We start from the raw sequence: 23459 nt of genomic DNA, 5'->3' as shown, positions 1-23459 counted from the left end.
GCTCCGAATGGAATGCAGCGAAGACGCGCCGCGGATCTGGCGCCAGGCCTTCTAGGCTTTGCTCAGCAGATTGGCCGGATCCAATCCGGGGCGTTTTCCGCACTCGCGAATGGATCATCATTCAGCTCACAATGCTTTTATCGTGAAGTGGTGGCTCGTCTCGCCGCTGCGGATCAACACTCATTCCACGCCGGCCGGCGGATCAGGGCCGAATCTGGCGAAGGATTGGATCCTGATCGCTTATCGACAGGCGAGCGAGCGCGGCAGGTCCAGCGCCGTGAAAAATCTGAATCGGCATATCCGGAAATTCACTCCGGGGTGGGTTGAGCACGGAGATCAAATTGCATAAAGCTCATCCACTGCGGAAGGCTTGCGGACGGCTCCCCCTTCCAGAACTTCTAAACACCGGGCAAGAGATCAACGATTCGGTGAAAGCGCAGTTGGGCCCGGAGGATCTTCGGCGTCTAAAGATCCTCCGGGCCCAGCTCACAAGTCAACCTTGAACAGCTAGTTGATCAGGCTTGATGATAGGTTTCGGCGAGCGCGTAGACGGGTGTGGGCAGCCCCTCGAAACGGGCCTTGAGCTGCAAGCCCAGATATTTCGAGTAGTGCCTGGACTGGTGCAAGTTCCCGCCATGGAACCAGAGATTCTTGACCTTGGTTGGCTTCCACATATTTCGCAGTTCGCCTTGCCAGGGACCTGGATCCTTAGTGGTTTCAGAGCCCAAGCCCCAGCATTTACCCACCGCATCGGCGACTTCTTGGGAGATCAGGTGGGCGGCCCAGCCGTTCATCGACCCGTAGCCTGTTGCGTAGACCACCGCGTCGGCGGGCAGCTCGGTTCCATCGGCCAGGATCACGCTGTGCTCGGTCAAGTGCGAGACCTCGCCCTGGGCCAAGGCAATGGACCCATCGGCCACCAGCTCGCTCGCGCCGATGTTGATGTAGTAGCCCGAGCCGCGGCGCAGATACTTGAGGAACAGCCCCGAGTCGTCATCGCCGAAGTCGAGGTCGAAGCCCACGTCCTCCAGGGACTTGTAGAACTCTGCATCCTGTTCGCGGACCTTGTCGAACGCCGAACGCTGGAAATCCGGCAGGACCTTGTACGGGATGGAAGCAAAGATCAGGTCAGCCTTGTGGTGATCGATGCCTGCGGCCAAGGCCTGTTCGGAATACAGCGGCCCCAGCACGGTATTCATCAAGGATTCCGAACGCACGATGTGGGTGCTGGAACGCTGCACCATGGTGGGCTTGGCACCGTTCTGGACCAAATCCGCGCAAATATCGTGGGCCGAATTGTTCGCACCGATCACCACGACGTTCTTCCCTGCGTAGCGTTCACCGCCTGGGTGCTTCGAGGAATGACTCTGTTCCCCGGCGAAGCTCTCGGCACCCGGGTAGCGGGGAACGCTGGGGATTCCGGACATTCCGGTGGCCAGGACCAATTGGGTGGGACGCAGGGTGAGCGGCACCCCGTCGCGTTCGACTTCGACGATCCAGCCGTCGCCGTCCGGGTCTTGCTTCGCACTGGTCGCTTCGGTCAGGGACCAGTAGTCCAGTTCCATGAGCTTGGTATAGCTTTCCAACCAGTCGCCCATCTTGTCCTTGGGAGTGAACACCGGCCAGTGGTCGGGAAATTCGATGTACGGCATATGGTCATACCAGACCGGGTCATGCAGGGCCAGCGAGTGGTAGCGCGAGCGCCACTGGTCCCCCGGCCTCGGATGCTTGTCGATGACCAGGGCCGGGACGCCCATGCGTTTGAGCCGTGCGGCCAATCCGATGCCGCCCTGGCCGCCACCGATGATCAGAGTGTACGGCTGCTCGGTGATTCCCAGTGTTTGCCGCTGGGCTTCGCGGCGGTCCAGCCAGTTCTCCTTGCTCATGGCCGAGCCGTGCTCGGCCCCGAGTTCGCGCCTGGACCCGGCAGGTTCGGGATATTCGCGCAGTTCCTGGGCCGTGCTCAGCAGGGTCCAGCACCGGCCGTCGCGCAGCCGGAAGAGCCCGAGCCCGTTGATGGCATCGTTCTCGAAGGTGTACCAGGCCTCGACGACTCCATCGGCGTCCTGTGCGCTGGTCACCTTCAGGTTTCGCGGCCATGCCCCGCGCTCGACGCCGAGCAGCATCTTCGCGATGTCTTCGCGCCCCTCGCTGGTGTGCAGGTTCCAGGTCAATGCGGTGAGGTCCCGCCAATAGCATTCCTCGCCGAAGAGCTCCGCGGCCCCTTGCACATCGCCTGCTTCCAAGGCCTGCTGCAGCGCTCGGCACCATTCTTGAGCCTGCGCCAGTGGATCGTTGTTCGCCATAGCCATCACTTCAATTCATCGGGAGTCCGGGAAATGATGCGGCTTATTCTGCCGCCCTGAAGCAAGGCTATGACCTGCATCACAAAATGGAAGCGTTGCAAAAGGTTGCATGCCTCCAGGGATCAAGGTTGGCGGTACACCGGTACCATCAGCCGATAGGGCCGGGAGGCAATCAGGCCACGCAGCCTTCCACGCAGCCGGGAGATTTCGGCTCGAATAGTCACGTTGGGCGTTTGCGCAGGCCACAGTTCCTGGAGCTGCGCCGCGGTGGCTCCCGCGGGGCAGCTCGCCAGAAGCTCCAAGATTTGCCAGTGCTTGGCACTGAGCCCAATGCGGGTCGTTCCGCTTGGCGTATGCACCAGCGCTTCCTGGAGGCCCCCGGCGCAGAGTTCAAGCGTCACTTGCTCATCGGCTCGTTGCAGGAGCCAGCCGCCGGCAGTTCTGCGCGCATCCACCGCACCGATGCCAATGATCCAGTTGCGCCCTTCTTCCAAGGCCGGTGGCAAGGAGATTCTACCGCTGATGCTGTATCCACGAGCGGACGCCACAGAACCCTGGGAATCAACCAGCAGGTATGCGCCCTCCGGCAGCGTTGCTGCCAGTTCGAGCCGTTGCATTTTTAAGTCGTGCTCGCCTCGCAGCAGTAGTTCCGCTTCGTGGGCGACGGATGAAACCAGCGCCAGCGAGTGCGGGTGAGCTGTGCGAAATGATCCGGCCAAGGTGATGGTGCCGACCAAGGATGAAGTGGCAGGGTTGCTGACCGGCGCCGAGGTGCAGACCCAGGAATGCTGTTCTTCGCGAGCATGCTCCGGACCAAAAATTTGCACCGGCGTCCGCTCGGCCATTGCGGCGCCGATGCCGTTCGTGCCGACGTCGCCTTCCCGCCATCTGGCCCCGGCAACAAAGCCGATGTCATCGCTTCTCCGGCGGATCATCGAAGGTCCCAGAACCCAAAGCACGTACCCCTGGCTATCGGAGATCACCAGTTGGTTTCCAGCCTGCGTGGCCAGTGACAGCAACCGGTCCTTGAACAGCTCAACGAGTCCGTTCAATTCCTCATTGGATTCCCGCCGCTCGCGGACAGTTGCAAGGTCCAGGGGAACAATGTCCTTGTACTGCGCTCCGGCGCGCGACCAGGAACGAGCCACCACGGGTCGAACCAGCGAGGGAATGCGCGTGCCTTCGGCCCAGCTCTGATGCAGGGCTTTGAGGCCCCGTGCTTTATTGGTTGGGTCTTCCCCAGCTGCCAGGGCCGCTTGGAACAGCGCCTGGGACCCACGGTGCTCCACAGTCATTTACTGAGAATGCCATGCTTCGCTAGTGGATGGGAAGCTTTCGCCGCTTAAAATCGCTGAGGCTTTCCCCGAATCGTCGAAGGAACTGGGGAAGGCCCGCGAGCAGGTGCGAGTTGGCCTGTGTGCTGCCGTGAATTCGGCGACCGCCTTGGTTGCGGCATCTACGATGCTTGCGCTGCACTCCGCAGCAGCCAGGCAACTCGCCTATCTCTTCCCCGTCACCAGATCCGCCAGGTGCGCTATGGCGGAGGTCTTCGTCCCACCCTTGGATTCGGCCCGGTCCGCCATCCCATAGGCAGCATAGAGCCCCGTGGTGGCCATCCAACGAAGCGGTTCGGGTTCCCACTGCCGCACCTTGTGGTTGACCCAGGGCAAATTGGTCAGCGCGGTATTCTGGCCTAAGACCAGATCGCGCAGGGTTCGACCGGCAAGGTTGGTGGTAGCCACGCCGGTCCCCACATATCCCCCGGCCCAGCCGATTCCAGTGCGCGGATCCATACCGACGGTGGCGGCCCAATCTCGCGGAACCCCGAGCACCCCGGACCAGGCATGAGCGATCGCCGCTTGCTTGGCTTGCGGGAATAGCCGTTGCAAAATTTCTTGGAGTCCGTTGACCGTCACCGCTGGAGTCATCCCATCAAGGTCGGTACGCGACCCGAATTTGTAGGGAACTCCGCGACCTCCAATGGCGATCCGATCATCGGCGGTGCGCTGGGCGTACATGTACACGTGGGCAAAATCGCCAAGCACTTCGCCGTTCTTCCAGTTCACCTCATCCCAGAAAGATGCATCCAGCGGCTCGGTGGCAATCATCGAAGAATTCATCGGCAGCCACAAGCGCTTATGGCCTTTAATTCCGGCGGTGAAGCCCTCGGTCGCACGAATGATGAAGTCCGCGGTGACGGTTCCACCAGCAAAATCCAGTCGGTGAGAACTGATCTCGGTGACCCTGGTGCTCTCGAAGATTTCTACTCCGAGAGATTCGACTGCCTGTGCCAGCCCACTGACCAGTTTGGCCGGTTGGATCCGAGCGGCATGCGGGTGCCAGGCGGCGGCAAGTGTGCCCGCGACATTGATCTGCTGTGCAGCTTCGGAGCTTTCCAGCAGCTGCACCCCGCTGTGCTCCCAAGACTGCTCGGCGGTCACGAAAGCGCGCAATCGTGCCTCTTGGGCCGGATTGTACGCAACCTCGAATTCGCCGCCCTGCAGGATGTCCGCGTCGATGTTCTCCGCGGCGCAGACCCGCACCACTTCGTCGATGGTTTGATTCATGGCCAGCTGAAAGTCGTCGACCGCTTGCCGGCCGTGGGATTTCAGATATTGTTCGCGTCCACCGGTAATGGTGTTGGTCAGCCAGCCGCCATTGCGTCCGGACGCCCCATACCCGATATGGCGCTGCTCCAGGATAGCGATCCGCAGGCTAGGCGCTGCGTGCTTCAAATAGTAGGCGGCCCACAGGCCGGTAAAACCGGCACCCACAATGGCAACGTCAAATGCATGGGATCCGCGCAGAGTTTCCCGCGAGGTGGGTAATCCAAGGCGTTCCCACCAATGAGATACGTGGCCATTGATCATGTGATTCCTTCGTTCCACAACGAATAAATGAACCACGCTCACTTTATGGTTCCGAAATCACTCTAGAGTCACGGCACCCACCCTGGCAAGGGTTCAAGAAGCTATTCGGAAAGCTCCACATGCGCGCCCGGTGCCGGAGCACTGACCATCATGGTGGCGACTCCCACCTCGTCTCCGAGCTGCGTCATCACCTGCTCGGCGTGTTCGGCATCGCGCACTAGCAAGGCCAAGGTCGGTCCCGACCCGGACACCATGGCCCGCAGCGCGCCGGCGCCTTCGGCGAGGTCCCGCACGGTTCCAAGTTCCGGAGCCAAGGCCAAGGATGCCTGCGTCAGGTCATTGACCAGAAGCTGCGACAGCGCTTCGGTATCCGATTCCATCAGCGCTTTAATAACCTGTGGATCGATCTCTTGTGGAACCTCAACACACTGGCCGGCGCGCAGCCGGTCGAGCATCGAATAGACGCGAGGGGTCGATAAGCCAAAACTGGCAGGGATCAATACCCACTGCGTCTTGGCACGGGTCAGCAAGGGGGCGAGTTTGTCGCCGATGCCCAGGCCGATGGCCGCACCGCCCATGAGCGCAAAAGGCACATCGGCGCCGAGCCGGGCGCCAAGCCTGCCAAGCTCTTCACGGTCCAGTCCGGTCCCCCACAGCTCGTTGCAGGCAACGAGAGCAGCCGCGGCATCCGCGGAACCGCCGCCCATCCCGCCGGCAATCGGTACGCGCTTGGTGATGTGGAGGTTTGCACCCAAGGTGCAACCGGTATGCTCGCGGAGAAGCTCGGCGGCTTTCCACACGAGGTTATTTTGGCCCAGCGGGAAATTTTCCGGATCGGCAACTACCGGCGAGCCCGGTTCTAGGCTCAGCTGCAGTTCACCGTCTGCACGCAGTGTGGCTTCGATTTGCTCCAGCAGGGATACCGCGACATACAGGCTGGCGACCTCATGGTAGCCGTCCTCACGCGGTGGTCCCACCCGGAAATAGCAGTTAATTTTTCCCGGCGCGGTGGCGATGACGCGTTGCTTGGCCATCGTTAGTCTTCGGTCTGCACGAGCGCCGGCACCGTGTGAGCCGCACGAGCAATCGAGATGAATCCGTCTACGTCCAGCTTCTCCCCGCGCTCCTTCGGGTCGATGCCTGCAGCGTGCAGGATCTGCTCGGCGCGAGCGCCGGATCCGGCCCACCCGGACAGGGCAGCGCGCAGCGTCTTGCGGCGTTGGGCAAAGGCTGCGTCAATGATGGCAAAGACTTCCTTGCGGTCTGGTGCGTCGCTGCGATCCTTGTCGCGAGTGAAAGCCACCAGGCCGGAATGGATCTTGGGGGCCGGCCAAAAGACGTTCATGCCAATGACCCCTGCCTTGCGCATGGTGCCGTACCAAGCGCCCTTGACCGAGGGGACACCGTAGATCTTATTTCCCGGTGTTGCGCACATCCGGTCGGCGACCTCGTCCTGCACCATCACCAGGCCATGGGTGATGGATTCGAAATGCTCCATCAGGTGCAGCACCACGGGCACTGCAACGTTATATGGGAGATTTGCGACAAGGGCGGTGGGATTGCCCGGAAGCTCGGTGATCTTCATGGCATCGCTGAGGATCACCGTCAGGTCCTCTTCGCGGCCCGGACGGAGTTCGGCCATGGTCTGCGGCAACCGCTTCGCAAGCGGCGGGTCGATCTCTACGGCGACCACCTTTGCCGCGGCATCCATGATTCCGAGGGTCAGCGAGCCGAGGCCCGGTCCGACCTCAAGCACGGTCTCCTCCGGGGCGACATTTGCGGTGGCCACAATCCTGCGGATGGTGTTTCCGTCAATGACAAAGTTCTGCCCGAGGGTCTTCGTGGGACGTATCCCAAGCTCCTCGGCCAGTCGACGGATTTCGGTAGCCCCAAGCAGTGGCAAAGATTCCTTAGACATCACACCTACAATTCTAGTTCAGCGCGCAAGGACTGCTGACGCGACGCGACGCGCCCACCCGAATGGGGTGGACGCGTCGCGTCAAAAGTTTTCTGCTGCTTAGCGCAGCCCGAGCTTGGACGAGCAGTGTGGCCAGTGGCCCCATCCGCCGTTGGCACGCAGCTTCTCAGCGGTAGCAATCTGTTCCTGAGGGCTGGCCTGGTGTGGCAGCGGCGCGTACTTCGTTCCGCCGGCTCCGCGCCATGACGAAGCGGAGAACTGGAGTCCACCGTAGTAGCCGTTACCGGTGTTGATCGACCAGTTGCCACCGGACTCGCACTTGGCCAGAGCCGCCCAGGTAGAGGAGATGCTACCGGTTGGAGCCTTGGTCTTGGAGTCCGAGCTCTTGGAATCCGAGCTTGATTCAGGCTTCTTGGTTCCGACTCGAATAACCTCTGCGACTGGCTCCTTGGTGACCTTGGACTTCAGAACTTCTTCCTCGCCCTTTTTACCATTGCGGGTTTCCTGGCGAAGCGTCAGTTCACGCTCGCCCTTTTTGCCCTCGGTTTTGACCTTGGTCTTGCCCTTTTCGAGCTTCGAATCCTTGACCTTCTCGGTATCAAAACCGATCTCTCGCTTTTCATCCCAAGTCTTCACCGAAACGACGATGACCTCGATCTTGGTGTCGTCCTCGATCTTGGTGCTGGTCTTCGCGTCCTTGTCGGTGTCTTTACCTACTTGAACGTTGACCTCGTCGTCCTTGTCGAGCTTGACCTTCTGCTCGGCAAGCAGTTCCTTGACGGTCTGCGCGGTGGTCGAAATCTTCTGCTTCTTCTCGTCGACAAGCAGAGTCACATTTTTAGGGGTGATGATCTCGATTTCGTCGCTGAGGCTGACGAGCTCGATATCTTCGCCGAGGGATACTTCCGACTTCTCATCCAGCTTCAGTTCGTCCATGACATCCGCCACGGTCATGCCGGTGGTGTGCACTACTCGGTCGGTGCCGTCGATGCTGACCTGTACCGACTTGTTGCGGCTGATCTCGATGCGCTGCTCATCGGAAAGCTCCGAATCTGCGGCCACGCTCAACTCGTCACGCTCGTAAACGCTGATGCCTTCCTGCTCAAGGGCATCCTGCACGGTTGCTGCGCGGGTGGTGAAGATCTGCTCATCGCCATCAATGGCCACGGTCACGGACTTCTGGCCGGAAATATAAAAAACAGCTCCGGCAATGACCACGGCAACAGCCACGGCCTGGGCCAGATATTTGACCCAGCTTTTTTTGAGCAAGTGCATCACGGTAGTGAGATCCCCATCGTTTGTAGGTCGAACGCCAGGAAGATACTCCCGGTAAGTCTTGCTCAACCGTGGCGGCCAGGCCGCCGGTATAAAATTCAGTTTGCGCGTCACCCGATCCACGGAGGATCTAGTCCCCTACGGAAATACGGCAACGCACTAGGTTGCGACCGGCTCAGGGCGCGCTCGCAACTCAACGCTTTCCAATAACCGTAACCGAATTGTAATAATTGGCGCAACCTTTATATGTCGGAAACCACACCCGGCAGGACTACAATGCGCCGTACACCGCACCCGTATTCGCGGCTAGCTGCTCGCACAATTGAGCTAATTCAGCACCCCTGGTTTCAGCCATAAAGCGGACGGTATGGGGGATCATGTAGCTCGCATTTGGCCGCCCCCGGAAAGGATGTGGCGTCAGGAACGGCGCATCCGTTTCGACAAGCAACAACTGCGGGTCTGCTAGGCGCAAGGCCTGCTGGAGATCTGTTGAATTCTTGAAGGTCACGGTCCCCGAAAATGACATGTACCAGCCGTTGGCATTGCAGATCCGCGCCAGCTCGGCGTCGCCGGAAAAGCAATGGAAAACCACGCGCTCGGGCAACGGCGCATCGTTCAAGATCCGAACCACATCATGATGTGCGTCACGGTCGTGGATTTGGACTGCTTTTCCATGTTCCACGGCGATCCGCAAATGCTCGCGGAAGGACTTTTCCTGCGCATGATGCCCCGCTTCGCCCGTTCGGAAGTAATCCAGCCCGGTCTCACCGATGGCCCGCACCCGCTCGTTTGCCGCCAACTCCTCGATCTGCTCAATCGCGGCCTCAAGTTCGCCATGCTCCGCTAGGCGTGCGGCATCATTGGGGTGGATAGCGATCGCAGCCAAGATGTTTGGAAAGTCCTTGGCCGCCTGCACGGCGAATTTTGACGATTCCACGTCGCAGCCAACCTGGATCAGCCCCTCCACCCCGACCGCTGCGGCCGCGCTGAGGGCCTGCTGCACACTGGCATTCACCGAACCATCGCGAAAATCCAGATGCGTATGGTTGTCGATCACCGGTACCGGCAGCGGGGCGGGTGCCTCCGGGTAACGGGTATTTCGTTTGCTTCCGTTCTTTTCTGTCTTTGCCGAGCGGGCGCGTTCCCCGGTAGGTGAAGAATTCGATTCTTCTGCCGGACGGTACCCCTCGGGAATCCGTGAGAAATCGGATTCGCTCATCTGCGCACCGGACCTTTCGTCATAAATATTGTCAGTTCTTGGGTCTAATTCTTCCACCACCGGTACACAGGGAAAGAATCAAGGTATTTAGAAGCTATTCGTGGAGAAAAGAACCCCATATGATGTGAACACAAGCTACGGGAATTGCTTAGCGTGTCAAAGATGACCTCGGCACGATAAGTTGCCCAGCCAGGAGAATGCGCATGAGTGCCCACCCAACACTCCCCTTGGTAGATTCGACGTTTAGGTCGAATTACCAACGGATGTTCGATGCTGTGCAGACAGTAATCGCGGGTAAGCCCGAAGCAATTACCAACACCATTGTGGTGCTCCTCGCGCAAGGGCATCTGCTGCTCGAAGACGTTCCCGGAGTCGGCAAAACCATGCTCGCCAAGTCATTGGCCCGCAGTGTCAACGGATCCGTGCACCGAATCCAGTTCACACCGGATCTGTTGCCCAGCGACGTTACCGGCGTCTCGGTGTTCTCCCCGCAAGATCATGAGTTCACGTTCCATCCCGGCCCAATCTTTGCAAATATCGTGATCGCGGATGAGATCAACCGGGCAAACGCGAAGACCCAGTCCGCCCTGCTTGAGTGCATGGAAGAGCAGCAGGTCACCGTGGACTCGATTACCCACCCATTGCAGAGGCCATTTATGGTCGTTGCCACACAGAACCCCATAGATTCGGAAGGTACGTTCGCGCTGCCAGAGGCACAACGGGACAGGTTCATGGGTCGAATTTCGATGGGCTACCCACACCGCGAAGCAGAAATTTCCATGCTCACCAGCCACCATGTAGCCGAACCGCTTGACTCGCTGCGCTCAGTGCTTGAGCTCGAACAACTGCGGCAAATGATCGAACAAGTGAGGCAGGTGACCGTTACCGATCGGTTGAGTGGCTACGTCGTTGATTTGGGTCGGGCCACCCGCGACCATCCGCATATCTCGTTGGGCGCTTCGCCTCGTGCGCTCGTGCAATGGGTCCGCGCCGCAAAATCCCATGCGGCTATTAACGGACGGGATCATGTATTGCCCGAAGATGTGCGTGGAGTAGCCGAGATGCTGCTCTCGCACCGGCTGATCCTGACCCGCAGGGCATTATCCGAAGGCGTGGAACCCGCTGCTTTGATCCAGGAGCTTGTTTCCGCCACACCAGTCGGATAGGCAAGGCACGCCATGGAAAAAATGCAGCGGTTCGACTCGCGCGATGCTCTGTCGTGGACACGCACGGATTCGACGCCCGCAACGCTACGCCGGTTCCAACTTGACCTGTTCACCGTGCGCGGCTGGGCAACCTTGTGCAGCGGAGCCCTGTTGATTTTCCTGGCCTACATCCTGGGCCGCCACGAGATGATGGCTTTGGGCATCGGACTGCTGACAGTGGCCTTGGTCAGTTGGTTGCTGGTATTGCGGCTACGCAATAAATCCAAACTGACCCGCAAACTGCTCACCGCAAATCCGGTGGTCGGTGACATCACCAGGTTGCAGCTGTCCTGTGCGGAGAATGCGAAGGTCAAGGAATCGCTTCCACCCGAGTTTGGGCCGGGCCCCGAATTCACCGGTCCCGGAGAGACCGTGTACGAGCTCATCTTCCGCACCCGCGGAATCCATTTGGTGGGCCCGGCAAAGCAAATTCTTTCTGACCCCTTAGGCCTAGTGGACGGCATGGTCGATTCGGGAGATGCCTTGCCCGTCCCCGTTTGCGCCGAAATTCACCCGCTGGAACGCTTCGCTTCGCTCGGAGACAAGATGCTGACCGGTGACGCACGGTTCTCCCGAAGCACCACCGCCGACTACTATGACGTGGCCACCCGTGATTACCAACAAGGCGACTCGATCCGACAGGTTCACTGGAAAGCCACCGCACGGCAGGGCAAGCTCATGGTGCGTCAAGAAAACCATGTTGCTACTGCCCAGGCATTGTTGGTCTTTGACCGCACCTATGAGCACTGGCATATTAACGGCGCGGACCTGCGTCTGGGGATCCCGCAGGGCGACGGCCCTCCGATCCCAAGCAGCCGACGTTTTGAAATGGCGCTCTCCCTGGCCTGCAGTATCGGCCAACGCTACGCCGCCAACGGTTATCAATTGCTCTTTAGAGAACTTTCGGGAGAACAGCTGCTCAAGGCCGGCAGCGTCTCGCTGTCTGGGGCTTCCGCCCAGACCGGATTTGAAGACTTTCATGCCGCGAGCGCCGAAATGTCGCTGCGCGCACCAACTAACGCCGCCGAGGGACCTGAAATTCTCGGAGAGGGATTGCGCAAGCTGCTGCTGGGCTTTCGCGACGAACCGGTCATCATGATCCTCGGTGAGCTCCGAACCAATCAGGCCGCGTGGCTGGCAACTCTGGCGCGTTCGGTGCGCCATGTCGAACTGTTCCTGCTGGTCTCCCATCCGGAGCGCTACCGCGAGGTGCAGCAACACCTGGCCGAGACTGGGTGGAAAGTGCATTTCCTGGCGGCAAACACCAACATCAACGAATTGTGGTCACGGCCATGAGCGCCGCAGTGACCCAGCGGCCAGCTCCGAACTCCAGCGCGTCGGGCGCTGGGCCCAAAAAACCCAGGACGCATCACCTGTACGCGCGATCGCTAGCGGCTGCAGCTCTGAGCCTTGCCCTGCTCGCTGGTTTAGCCTCGCTCAGCGGAGTCGTCCAAGGCGGGGCGTGGTTCGGAGCCTTGATCTGGCCAGTGGTCTTCATCCATGGCAGCGCCGGGGTATTGCGCTGCATCCGTGGCTGGCACTGGGCTGCATTGCCTGTTGCCTTGCTTGTGGCGGTTGGCGCGGTCCTGGGGCACCAAACGATGCGCGCCAATCCCCCCTCCATGAGGCTCATCGATTGGTTCGGTGCGCTAGCCTCCGAGGCCGCCATACAGTTCTCCACTCAGGTGCCCCCGGTGGCCTACTCACGATATGTCGAGTTCGTTCTGCTTTTGCTCGCGGTGGTGCTGAGCCTCGTGGTCGAGGTTCTCGCATCATTCAAGCGCCTAGCGCCACTGGTGATCATGCCATTGTGCTTCGCCCCGGTGATCGCGTCGCTGTTCAAGCAAGAAGGGGCGGGCATCGGCTATCTCGTGCTGATGACGCTGGCAATACTTGGTTATTTCGCACTGCTCCCCTATATTTTCCGTTCCGAGCCTACAGGCGCGGGATTACCTGCGAAACGACAGGTGGGAATCCTCGCCGTCACCGCTGCCGCGTGCGCCCTCGCGATGATTCTCAGCGGCCTGTTCATGCCGGGCTTTCGCAATGGCATGCTCCCCGAAGGCACTCGGCCTTCCGGCGACCTCTTAGCCAGCAACGTTGACCCGCTGCTCAATCTGGGCCGAGATCTCAGAGCGAACAATGGAAGCGTCGCTTTTAGCTATCTCACCAGTTCTGCTGAACCGGTATATCTGCGTACCTCGATTATCGAAGATCTGAGCGCCACCCGCTGGGAACCGAGCGAAGATTTGCTCCAATCCGCGTATTTTGGGGACACCGCGATGGACACCGACGCCGACATTTTCAACGGAACCCCCGAGCTCACCCAATTGACTTGGGATGGGCAGGTCAGCAGCCCTAGTCTGCCGCTGCCAGACCGCAGTTTTTATATCACCGGCATCAATGGTTCCTGGAACTGGACCAAGCAGACCTCCGTGGCTCGGCTCAGCGGGGATGCCATGGCCGAAACAGGCCAAGTCACCGTGGGACACACGCAAATGAATTTGAGCGCGGAGATGGCGCGCAATCTTGGCTACTTTGGCGGCGAGCTGACGAATGAAATAGCGAATGTAAATCTTTCTATGCCCGAGGACCTCGACGGCGAATTCGACCAATTGCTGCGCCAGACGCTCGCCGAAGCCTACGGCGCGCAGGGCCCCCCGGCGAACGACTTCGATAAGGCCGTCGCCATTCAGGATTTCCTGCGTTCGGCTTCTTTCGGATATTCCGAACGCACGCCGCTCCGCGAAGGCTATGACGGAGCTAACCGGCAGGTAATTAAGGCGTTCCTGGATCGCCGTCAAGGTTACTGCGTACATTTCGCTTCCACGATGACCCTGCTGGCACGAGCGTCCGGGATCCCTTCGCGCATCGTGGTCGGCTATGCCCCCGGCGAGCCAACCGGTGAGACGTTTAATGCTGCTGACCTTGCCGAAGGCAACGGGATCGGGCGCAATGTGCCTCCGGAAGTTGAATTCACCGAATATGAGGTAACCGGCCAACAAGCCCATGCCTGGCCCGAATTGTTCCTCCCGGGGATCGGCTGGGTTCCTTTTGAACCGACCCCCGGCCAAGGTCAGGCACCTGACTACGCCCCGGGGGCAACGCCCAACGAAACGCCGCAAGAGGTGCCCGAGGAACTGAATCCTTCCGGTGCCCCGGAACTCGATGACCCGGAGGCCGAGGAAGGCGCAACCGCCAACGCGCCGCAACAAAATACCGTGCAGGCCGAAGACTATGGCTGGATGATCGTGCTTGGAGTCTTGGTGATCGCCTTGCTACTGGCGGTTTTCCCCTGGAAGCGCGCTCGATTGCGTCGGCGCAGAATCGAACAAGTTCTTGCCGGCGGTGCCGAGAGCGCCCAGGCATTATGGGATGAGCTGCGTGCTCTGGGTGCGGACGTCGGCAGCCCCGCAGGTGAGCAAGAATCGGTCAGCGACTACACCCTGCGCTTGGCCGAGAACCACCAGCAGCTTGCAGCACCCTTGTCCAGGCTTCGCGAAGGAATCCAGGCGAGCTTCTACGCTCATCGACACCCGGATGGGGTACAAGGCGCCGAACTTGCAGCCGCGCTGGAACAGCTCGCTGCCCAACTAGGCCGCGAGCTGCACGGCACGCAACGCGTGCTCCGCTTCTGCTTCCCGGCTTCCCTGCGCGAGCGGCAACTGCGCGAGGCAAGTGGGTTCACCAACGCACAGTAATTTGCGAGATTAATTGCCTGAAGCCCAACACCTGAAAAGGCGTTGGGCTTCACTGGCTAGTACCGTCCGCCAACTACTCGCGGCCGTTGATCACCGAAATTACTTAACCGGTGCGTATGGGTCGGCAATGCCGATGTACTGCACGGTGGTGTATTCCCCGAGCCCCTCGGCGCCGCCTTCGCGCCCGAGACCGGACTGCTTCACGCCACCGAATGGTGCGGCAGCGTTGGAGATGACCCCGGCATTAAAACCAACCAGACCGAATTCGATCTGCTCGGAGACGCGGAACATCCGGTTGAAATCACGGGAGTAGATGTAGGAAGCCAGTCCGTATTCGCTCGCGTTGGCGAGGCGAATCGCGTGCGCCTCATCCTTGAAAGTGGTCACCGGAGCGACCGGGCCGAAGATCTCCTGAGTGAGGATCTTCGCGTCGTTGGCAACGTTAGCCAACACGGTGGGCTGGTAGAAGTAGCCCGGACCCGCTACCGGAGCACCGCCGGTGACTGCAGTGGCGCCCTGTGCCACGGCATCGGTCACCAGCGCGTGGACCTCGTCGCGAGCCTTCTCTTCGACCAGCGGGCCAACGGTGGACGATGGATCGGTTCCGCGTCCGGTCTTCAGCGCCTTCATCGCTTCCGAGAACTTCGCGATGAACTCCTCGGCCACATCTTCATGTACCAGGAAGCGGTTCGCTGCGGTGCAGGCTTCGCCCATATTGCGCATCTTCGCGGCCATGGCGCCTTCGACGGCTGCGTCCAGGTCAGCGTCTTCGAAGACGAGGAATGGTGCGTTGCCGCCCAACTCCATCGAGGTGCGCAGCACCTTGTCTGCGGCATCCTTCATCAGCTGCTTGCCGACCGGAGTGGAACCGGTGAAGGAGACCTTGCGCAGACGATCATCTTGCATCAGCGGGCCGGAGATCTTCGATGCCGAGGATCCCGAAACCACGTTCAGCACGCCTGCCGGCAGTCCGGCTTCCATCATGGTGGCGGCGAATAGCTGGGAAGTCAGCGGGGTGAGCTTCGCAGGCTTGAGCACCATGGTGCAACCCGCGGCGATTGCCGGGCCGACCTTGCGGGTGGCCATCGCCAGCGGGAAGTTCCATGGGGTGATCAGCAGGCACGGACCCACCGGCTTGTGGTGGACCAGAACCTTGTTCTTGCCCTCCGGGGTGGTGACGTAGCGGCCGTAGTGGCGCACGGTCTCTTCGGAGAACCAGCGCAGGAACTCGGCACCATAGGTAACCTCGCCGCGGGCCTCAGCCAGTGGCTTGCCCATTTCCAGGCTCATCAGCAACGCAAAATCGTCGGCGCGCGCGGTGACCAAGTCAAAGCCGCGGCGCAGGATTTCGGCGCGTTCGCGTGGAGCGGTCAGCGCCCATTCGGCCTGGACCGCGTCGGCTGCATCCAAGGCCGCCATCGCGTCTTCGCTGGTGGCGCTGGCCAGCGTTGCCAGCTTTTCACCGGTGGCTGGGTCAAGTACGTCGAAGGTGCCACCATCTGAGGCATCTCGCCATTCACCATTGATAAGCAGTCCGGTGGGTACTTTGGCGAGCAGTTCTGCTTCGCGTTCAGCGGTAATCGACATAACGCGGTTCTCCTGAAAGTCGTAAATGAAAGGAATCTTCGTTGATCACAACGCTAGTGCTGGTTTCGAACGGCTGTAAATCGCCTGGTGCACTACAAACTCGTTGTTTCATTGTGCATTCAGCCTAAGCGATTTCGGCTATTTTTTCGCTTCGTGACGTTCCGCCAGAACCGCTTCGTACAGGTCCCGCTTCTTCGCCCCGGCGGCTTCGGCGACCTCGGCCACCGCCTGTTTCATGCGCATCCCGTCCGCAACCAGCGTGGAGACCTTGGGAAGCAGATCCTCAATGGAGGCCGTTTCCGGGGCCGAAGCACCGGAGATCACCACGACAATCTCACCGCGAAGACCTTCATCTGCCCATGCCTTGAGCGCACCGAGCTCATCGCGGCGGACCTCTTCGAATTTCTTGGTCAGCTCTCGGGCCACCGCCGCCTGGCGCTGCGCGCCGAAGGCTTCGATCGCCGAGGCCAAGAAGTCAGCGACCCGGTGCGGGGCTTCGAAGAACACCATGGTGCGCTCCTCGTGCAGTAGCGCGCCCAAGCGCTTGCGCCGTTCACCAGCCTTGCGCGGCAAGAACCCCTCGAAGGTGAAACGTCCGGTGGGCAGTCCCGATAGCGCCAGGGCGGTCAGCACCGCCGAAGGCCCAGGCACCGCGGTGACCCGGATGCCTGCTTCCATCGCGGCTGCCACCAAGGGGTAGCCCGGGTCAGAGACCGCAGGCATTCCGGCATCCGAGACGACCAGCACGGTGGCTCCTTCGCGAGCCAGTTCGATCACTTCGCCGAGCTTATGGGCCTCATTGTGTTCATGCAGGCTCATCACCCGCCCGGCGGGTTTAATTCCCAAGGCATGAGCTAGGTGATGGAAGTTGCGGGTGTCCTCGGCGGCGATCACGTCGGCACTTTCCATAATTTCGCGGAGCCGTGGCGAAGCGTCGGACAAGTTGCCAATTGGGGTGGCGCCCAGGACGATTACGCCCTCATTATCTGAGTTCTGCACATCCTTTAGCCTACGCGAAGTACCAAAAGCACACATTCTCAGGGTTACGCCGGTAGCATGAACAACGATGAGCACCACTGCAGCAAAGACCCCAGATACCGGGCACGTGCGTTCCGCGCGCGTTGCCTTCACCTTTGAGAACCTCAAACAAAGGTTATTGCCGGTTGCGGCGCCCTCTGGTGCATTGATGTGGATTGTTCCGCTGGTAATGACCGTTATCGGTGGTCTGCTGCGCTTTGTGCACCTGGCGCATCCGAATATGTTGATCTTCGACGAGACCTACTACGTCAAAGACGCTTATTCGCTCTTGCACTTCGGCTACGAGATGGAATGGGTCGACGAATCAAACGACCAATTCGTTGCCGGCGATCCGCAGCTGAAGGATACCGCCTCCTTCGTGGTGCACCCGCCACTGGGCAAATGGCTCATCGCCTTCGGCATGATGCTCTTTGGCGAATTCGACGGTTTTGGCTGGCGTTTTGCTACAGCTCTGTTCGGTACGCTCGCGGTTCTGCTGACAACACTGTGCGCCCGCCTGCTCTTCGGCTCGCATCTGCTGGCGGGTATCGCCGGCCTTTTGATCGCCATCGACGGACATTCAATCGTCATGTCGCGCACCGCGTTGCTGGATATCTTCTTGATGTTCTTCGTCTTGGCCGCCTTCTATGCGCTGCTCAAGGATCGGATCCACGGACGAACTCAGCTCGCCAGAAAACTTTCGGTGCCCGCCGGAAACAGACCCAACGAGTTCCTGCTCATCTTCGGCCCCGTGCTCTGGTGGCGCCCCTGGCGGCTCATCGCAGCGGTCATGCTCGGCTGCGCGGTTGGCATCAAATGGTCTGCGCTGACCTTCGTTGCGGTGTTCTGCCTGATGGCGGTGCTCTGGGACTTCGGCGCACGGCGCACCGTTGGAATCCAGCGCTGGCAGTCGGCCGCGTTCGTGCGCGACGGCATCTATTCGTTTTTCACCATGATTCCGGTGGTGTTCCTGACCTACCTTGCCACATGGACCGGCTGGCTGAGCACCGCCGGCGGACGCTACCGGCAGTGGGCCGTAGACAATCCCGGCGAGGGAGTCTCCTGGCTGCCTGAGACCTTGCGCAGCTTGTGGCACTATCACCAGGCGAGCTACAACTTCCACACCGGGCTGGATTCGGAACACGGCTGGGCTTCGTCCCCATGGACCTGGCTCTTCTCCGGACGCCCGGTGCTGATGTACTTCGAAGGCTACGACAACGGGCAGAACGGTTGCACGCTGGATCGCTGCACCGAAGTGATCATGGACATGCCGAACCCAGTGATGTGGTGGGCCTGCACGTTGAGCATGATCTTGCTGGTGTTCTGGTGGCTTGGAGCGCGCGATTGGCGTGCCGGAGCACTGCTTTCAAGCGTTGCTGCAGGGTTCCTTCCTTGGCTGATGTACCCCGAGCGCACCATGTTCTTCTTCTACACGCTGCCCTTGGTCCCGTTCATGGTTCTCGCATTGACCTATATGATTGGCAGGTTCATCCCCCGCGAACCGCGTTCTGATGCGGCCTACCGATCACGGGTCGTGATCGTGGCTCTCTTCGTAGCGCTGCTCCTCGTGGTCTCGGCATTTTTCTGGTCCGTATGGTCCGGAGAACTGACCTCGGATGAGTACTATCGCATGCACGTGTGGATCCCTAGCTGGGGATAAACTCCCGTGCGCAGGAGCCACTGCACCATGGGCTGCTCCACCTGACCCCGAACGATTTCAAAGGAATTCCATGCACGAACTGCACGTCGAGCTCCTGCACGACCTTGATCCCCAGGTAAACGCAACCACACTGCTGCTGGACCGGGTTGCCTGCTCGCCAAACGACACCTTGTTCATGGTCCAACGACCCTCCGGGTGGCGAGACGTCAGCGCCCAGGATTTCCTCCGTGATGTAAAGCGGCTAGCCTCCCGGCTGATCATTGACGGGCTGCGACCCGGCGACCGGGTCGCCATCATCTCTCGTACTCGTTATGAGTGGGCGCTGGCGGAAGAAGCCATCTGGTTCGCCGGCGGAATTTCAATACCTATTTATGAGACCTCAAGCCCCTACCAAATCGAATGGATCTTGCGCGATTCCGGCGCACGAGTCGTCTTCGCCGAGGACCACGAGCTACGCGCCAACGTTCGCCGGGCCGCAGCCCAGCTCGGAGAATCCGTCGCCATCCACCTTTTTGAGGGAGCACATACCTCGGATCCGGAAGCGATTCCCGCTGCAGGCCTGCAGCAAATTCTTGTCGGCGAAGCACAGATCACCGAACAGGAAATCAGCATCGCCTGCGCGAGCCTGAATTTGGAAACCACGGCCACCCTCGTCTATACCTCGGGCACTACCGGACGGCCCAAGGGCTGCAACATCACCCACGCGAACTTCGCCATGGTCGCCTACAACCTCGCCGAGCACATGGCCGAGGTGCTCGGTGAACGCCGCCGCACGTTGATGTTCCTGCCCCTGGCGCACGTCTTGGCCCGTGCGGTCCAACAAGTCTGCATTCACGGTGGCGCCATCATTGCCCATAGCAATTCGACGGCAACGTTGATGGAGGACTTGAACGCCGTCAAGCCGGGGTTTCTGCTGGCCGTCCCTCGCGTTTTTGAAAAGATCCGCACCTCAGCACTGAATAGGGCGGAGCAGTCCGGCAAGGCCGAGCTGTTCCACAGCGCCGAGCTGACCGCCATTGCGGTCTCCAAGATCCGGGATGCGAAATCCCGCGGCGAAAAGGTGCGGATGCCACTGGCGTTACGAGCCCGCCACCTATTTTTCGATAAGGTACTTTATCCCAAACTCCGCGCGGTCTTCGGTGGCCAGTGCGGTTACGCGATCTCCGGGGCCAGCGCGCTTAACCAGGATCTGGCGCATTTCTTCCGTGGCGCCGGCATCCAGCTGGTCGAAGGCTACGGACTTACCGAAACCACTGCACCCGCCACGGTGAATCAGGCGCATAACAATCGCGTGGGGACCGTGGGCCGCCCGCTTCCCGGCACCAGCGTCAGGATCGCTGATGACGGAGAAATCCTTGTCAAAGGCATCGGTGTATTCGCCGGATACCACCACAACGACGAAGCCAGTGCCGGGGCATTCACCGAAGACGGGTACTTCAAATCCGGAGATACCGGTCGCCTTGATGACGCCGGTCATCTATTGGTCACCGGGCGCAAGAAGGAACTTATCGTCACCGCCGGGGGCAAAAACGTCTCCCCCGGTCCGTTGGAGGAAATGGTCCGGGCCGGCCGGATAGTGGACCAATGCGTTGTGGTCGGTGAGAACAAACCGTTTATCGCGGCTTTGGTCACCCTAGATGCCGAAGAGCTGGCATTGTGGTCCAAGGCCCGCGATGTGGGCCAGCTGACGCTTGGCGAGGCGGCGCTGCACGACAAGGTGCGCTCCGAGGTGCAAAGTTATATTGACGCCGCAAACCAGACTGTCTCCCAGGCAGAATCGATTCGCAAATTTGTGGTTCTTCCCGCCGAGTTCACCGAGGCTTCCGGACATTTGACCAGCTCGCTAAAGCTTAAGCGCCAGCAAGTCCTGGATGATTTTGCCTCCGAAGCCCAAGAGCTATACCGTCGCTGACAGGCCTTTTAACAATTAAACCTCGGGATCCGTACTGCCCGGTTCCCGAGGTTTAAGTGTTCCAGGACGCTTTGCCCCGAGTAGTTCCTTAGCTGTTCAAGCCGTAAACTCGCGCTTCTTGGCGCAAACGTGAGCTTTCGCGGCGACGCCCGGTTGGCCAGCAGGTAATGAGCGCAACAAGCGCGGTGGCAACCACCAACACCCCGATGGCAAGCGCGGAATCGACCCAGAACTGCTCGGGGTATAGACGGATCAGGGTGTCGCTGAGGTTGAAAGTCCAGGTGCCTTCGGCGAAGAACAACTGGTGGAAACCGGAGAAGAACGTGTTCCACCCGGTAATGGCAATGACCGCGATTCCGGCAATGAGCACCAGGGTCAAGATTGCCCCGGAGAAGAGCGCTCGGCGCACTCCGCCGGAGTAACGGTTGGCCAGGTAGGCGATGAAAATTATGGCCAATACCGCTAGCACTGCACCGATGATATAGCCCAAACCGATCAGGTTTTTCACGTCAAGCATGTGCTGCACCTCCTGGGCGGTGAACAGGCTTGAGCCCGTCGGAAGTTTCAATCCAGATAAAAATTCCGGGCCAGCGAAGTTATTCAAGTAGTCCACCCCGTAGCTGCCATAGGTTAGGCGCTCCGGATCGGTGAAGCCGAACTGATCGCTGGGGAACCCCGGCCGGGCGTAGGCCAGCGCCAAGAACGCTGGGGTGGCGACCAGACGAATCGCGGCGATAAGCGCCAGTACCGGGAAGATGAGTGCAAGCAGCACCTGCGCGGTGCGGGCCAACGGCGGCTTGGAATTTAATGCACGTTCGCGGGCCACACGGCGTTTGACCGCTGCCTCGGATGGCTCCGATTCCGGAGCGTAGTTTCCAAAGACGCGCGAACGCGCCTGGGCAACTGCGGCGGACGTAGTCTCTGGGTTGTCTTTATTTGGCGCAGCGCTGACCGGCGGCACCGTCTGTTTGGTTTCGTTGAGCGGCGCATCGGTATTGGCGGGTGCCTCGGCTTTCGTGGAGGCCTTCGGCTTCTGCTGTTCCGCGTCGAGTTCATGCGGAAGTTTAATCGCTCGAATGATGTCCTCTACCGGCTCGTCCGCTTTCGGCTTGGCTGCACTCGTAGCTGGCTTGCTCACTGCTGGCTTTGCTGCTGCTGACTTGGCTGCGGCCGCCGGCTTAGTCGCCACCGGTTTGGCCGGCGCAGGATTCGCAACGGGTTTGGTAGCTGCAGGTTTGGTAGCTGCAGGTTTGGCCGTCGCAGACTTCGTGGCCGGCTGCGCCGTGGTTGGATTCGCAGCAGGCTTGGCATCTGAAGTTCCAGGAGCCGCCGGCTTCGCCTCGGCAGGCTTGGACGCTGCTGCTTTGGCCCCTGAGGGGTTCAGGAACGCTGCCTTCGCAGCGGCCGCCGCCTTTGCAGCACGAGCGTCCTGCTGCGCTTTGGCTTGTTTCTTATGCTCTTCAAGGCGTGCCGATAATTCTTCGGCTCGCTGGCTGAGCGTGGCCTTGGTGACCGACTCGTTCGATTCAGCATTGGTGGCCGCGATGGGCATGTCCGGGCCTTCTGGGCCCTTACCACCGGGGGTGTTCTTCGCCGCCTCAGCCATGAGGAGTCCTCCTGCAAATCGCGCGATCTCTGACCATCATAAATAGACGAAACCTGCACAACAGGCCCCGCGGTTTCAGCTTATCCAGCCGATCGCGCCAATCCGCGCATTACCACACCTAAATTAGGACCGTGGTGCGGGAAACGGCAAAGCCAGTCATTCCCATCCGATTAGTAGAAATGCGAAACTGACGGCGGCGGCGCGGCCTACGGTGTAGCGGGAGGTCAGATCCCACGCGAAGCTAAATAAACTCGGTGGTAATTCTTAGATTTCTTCGGCCTCCGGCGGAAGCACTGCCAGCCGTGGGCGAGAATCGAAACGGGTGCCGCGCACCTCGCGGGGTGCAGGTGTTTCGACCGAGTGCTTGGGTTTGCGTTCTTCGCGCACGGCATTCATCAGCGCATGCAATTCATCTTCGTTTTCAATGACCTCGGGCAGGGCGCCGCGCAGCAGGTTCCACCCACTGGGCACCGTGAGCCGGTTGGCGTGCCGGGCGCACAGGTCATAGCAATGCGGCTCGGGGTACTGCGCCAATGGGCCGAGCACGGCGGTCGAATCGGCGTAGTTGTAGGTGAGGGTTGCGCGGGCCGATTCACGGCACGCGGGGCGAGAGCAAAGACGAAGACTTTCCACGGCTTCAAGTCTACTCTTGCTAGCCGTCCTAGCCCGGTAATCTGGTCCGAACGGCCACGTTCGCTCGCGCAAACGTTTACTGTGGAGCCATGGAGCATAATCCCCAGACACCACAGCAGCGCTCGCGCCGCAACCGTCATGGACGCGGACGGCGTGGCCCGTTGATGCCAATGCACCTGCCCGCCTTCCGCACACGACCGGAACGCTTTGACGACGCGGTGATGGCCAGCGCCCAGCGACTAGGCGAACGCTGGGGCCAAAAACTCGCGATCATCGATTTTCGCATCGTCCCGGTACCTGGAGACAAGGTCATGACGCAGGCCGCAGCCGCCGGAGACCGCATGCCGCTGTCTTCTGCACGACCGGCAACGGCTAAGCGCCGTGCCCGGATTTCCATTTACCGGCTGCCATTGGAACAAGCTAGTCATAGCCACACGGAATTAGTCGACCTCGTACACCAGTGTGTGGTGCACGAGGTCGCTAACTTGTGGATGCTTTCGCCCCACGAAGTTGATCCCGAATATTTTCCGGAGAACCCGGATTATTAGTC

General features: G+C 60.3%; 18 protein-coding genes. 7 read left to right on the top strand and 11 right to left on the bottom strand.

Annotated elements, in window-relative coordinates; translation table 11 throughout:
- Positions 1-327: hypothetical protein (locus tag ACT3UQ_RS13820; protein ID WP_444637322.1), on the top strand; the 327-nt coding region annotated here is incomplete at its 5' end.
- 188 nt (positions 328-515) lie between these two features.
- Here ACT3UQ_RS13820 and ACT3UQ_RS13815 read toward each other — a convergent pair.
- The 7 genes from ACT3UQ_RS13815 to ACT3UQ_RS13785 all read right to left on the bottom strand — a co-directional run bounded on the left by ACT3UQ_RS13815 (position 516) and on the right by ACT3UQ_RS13785 (position 9588).
- Positions 516-2306, bottom strand: a complete 1791-nt coding sequence (locus tag ACT3UQ_RS13815) for an NAD(P)-binding domain-containing protein (protein WP_444637321.1) — start codon at positions 2304-2306, stop codon at positions 516-518.
- 122 nt (positions 2307-2428) lie between these two features.
- Positions 2429-3601: a GAF domain-containing protein gene (locus ACT3UQ_RS13810; RefSeq protein WP_105553879.1), complete on the bottom strand. Its 1173-nt coding sequence runs from the start codon at positions 3599-3601 to the stop codon at positions 2429-2431.
- Positions 3602-3805: 204 nt separating this feature from the next.
- A complete protein-coding gene (locus ACT3UQ_RS13805) occupies positions 3806-5176 on the bottom strand; it encodes an NAD(P)/FAD-dependent oxidoreductase (protein ID WP_105553880.1) in 1371 nt (456 codons plus the stop codon).
- A 101-nt stretch (positions 5177-5277) separates the two neighbouring features.
- Entirely contained in the window at positions 5278-6210 is a 933-nt protein-coding gene (locus tag ACT3UQ_RS13800) for a 4-(cytidine 5'-diphospho)-2-C-methyl-D-erythritol kinase (RefSeq protein ID WP_105553881.1), read from the bottom strand.
- A 2-nt stretch (positions 6211-6212) separates the two neighbouring features.
- Positions 6213-7094 (bottom strand): 16S rRNA (adenine(1518)-N(6)/adenine(1519)-N(6))-dimethyltransferase RsmA, encoded by an 882-nt coding sequence (rsmA, locus tag ACT3UQ_RS13795; RefSeq protein ID WP_105553882.1) that lies wholly within the window; start codon positions 7092-7094, stop codon positions 6213-6215.
- Between the two features lie 99 nt (positions 7095-7193).
- Positions 7194-8369 (bottom strand): resuscitation-promoting factor, encoded by a 1176-nt coding sequence (locus ACT3UQ_RS13790; protein WP_181148602.1) that lies wholly within the window; start codon positions 8367-8369, stop codon positions 7194-7196.
- A gap of 271 nt (positions 8370-8640) precedes the next feature.
- Positions 8641-9588 carry a TatD family hydrolase gene (locus tag ACT3UQ_RS13785; RefSeq protein ID WP_444637319.1) on the bottom strand — a complete coding sequence of 316 codons (948 nt, stop codon included), beginning with the start codon at positions 9586-9588 and terminating at the stop codon, positions 8641-8643.
- A gap of 203 nt (positions 9589-9791) precedes the next feature.
- On the opposite strand from ACT3UQ_RS13785, the gene ACT3UQ_RS13780 reads away from it, so the two are divergent.
- From ACT3UQ_RS13780 to ACT3UQ_RS13770, 3 genes are read left to right on the top strand one after another with little or no spacing between them, the layout of a single operon-like run.
- Complete coding sequence (locus ACT3UQ_RS13780) at positions 9792-10754, top strand: AAA family ATPase (RefSeq protein ID WP_105570232.1); 963 nt, start codon at positions 9792-9794, stop codon at positions 10752-10754.
- A 12-nt stretch (positions 10755-10766) separates the two neighbouring features.
- Entirely contained in the window at positions 10767-12089 is a 1323-nt protein-coding gene (locus ACT3UQ_RS13775) for a DUF58 domain-containing protein (protein WP_105553886.1), read from the top strand.
- Positions 12086-14494: a transglutaminase family protein gene (locus tag ACT3UQ_RS13770; protein WP_444637316.1), complete on the top strand. Its 2409-nt coding sequence runs from the start codon at positions 12086-12088 to the stop codon at positions 14492-14494. Before ACT3UQ_RS13775 ends, ACT3UQ_RS13770 begins: the two co-directional genes overlap by 4 nt.
- 99 nt (positions 14495-14593) lie before the next feature.
- Here the strand turns inward: ACT3UQ_RS13770 and ACT3UQ_RS13765 are convergent, their stop codons facing one another.
- Together ACT3UQ_RS13765 and rsmI are read right to left on the bottom strand one after the other, a co-directional pair.
- Complete coding sequence (locus tag ACT3UQ_RS13765) at positions 14594-16081, bottom strand: NAD-dependent succinate-semialdehyde dehydrogenase (protein WP_105553888.1); 1488 nt, start codon at positions 16079-16081, stop codon at positions 14594-14596.
- Positions 16082-16219: 138 nt separating this feature from the next.
- Entirely contained in the window at positions 16220-17080 is an 861-nt protein-coding gene (gene rsmI / locus ACT3UQ_RS13760; protein ID WP_105553889.1) for a 16S rRNA (cytidine(1402)-2'-O)-methyltransferase, read from the bottom strand.
- A gap of 67 nt (positions 17081-17147) precedes the next feature.
- Here rsmI and ACT3UQ_RS13755 point away from each other — a divergent pair, with 67 nt between their 5' ends.
- Complete coding sequence (locus tag ACT3UQ_RS13755; protein WP_444637314.1) at positions 17148-18758, top strand: dolichyl-phosphate-mannose--protein mannosyltransferase; 1611 nt, start codon at positions 17148-17150, stop codon at positions 18756-18758.
- 70 nt (positions 18759-18828) lie between these two features.
- A complete protein-coding gene (locus ACT3UQ_RS13750) occupies positions 18829-20670 on the top strand; it encodes an AMP-dependent synthetase/ligase (protein ID WP_444637313.1) in 1842 nt (613 codons plus the stop codon).
- Between the two features lie 88 nt (positions 20671-20758).
- Here ACT3UQ_RS13750 and ACT3UQ_RS13745 read toward each other — a convergent pair whose 3' ends face one another.
- Positions 20759-22276 carry a TIGR01906 family membrane protein gene (locus ACT3UQ_RS13745; protein WP_444637312.1) on the bottom strand — a complete coding sequence of 506 codons (1518 nt, stop codon included), beginning with the start codon at positions 22274-22276 and terminating at the stop codon, positions 20759-20761.
- A gap of 264 nt (positions 22277-22540) precedes the next feature.
- Positions 22541-22909 (bottom strand): DUF3499 domain-containing protein, encoded by a 369-nt coding sequence (locus ACT3UQ_RS13740; RefSeq protein ID WP_096287677.1) that lies wholly within the window; start codon positions 22907-22909, stop codon positions 22541-22543.
- An 89-nt stretch (positions 22910-22998) separates the two neighbouring features.
- Between ACT3UQ_RS13740 and ACT3UQ_RS13735 the strand changes: the two genes are divergently transcribed.
- Positions 22999-23457: a metallopeptidase family protein gene (locus ACT3UQ_RS13735; protein WP_105553893.1), complete on the top strand. Its 459-nt coding sequence runs from the start codon at positions 22999-23001 to the stop codon at positions 23455-23457.
- Positions 23458-23459: the final 2 nt, after the last annotated feature.

The organism is Glutamicibacter sp. AOP12-B1-11, assembly GCF_052379245.1.
Lineage (GTDB): Bacteria > Actinomycetota > Actinomycetes > Actinomycetales > Micrococcaceae > Glutamicibacter.
The sequence above is the reverse complement of the archived record's forward strand: the minus strand, read 5'-3'. Positions and strand labels throughout refer to the sequence as shown.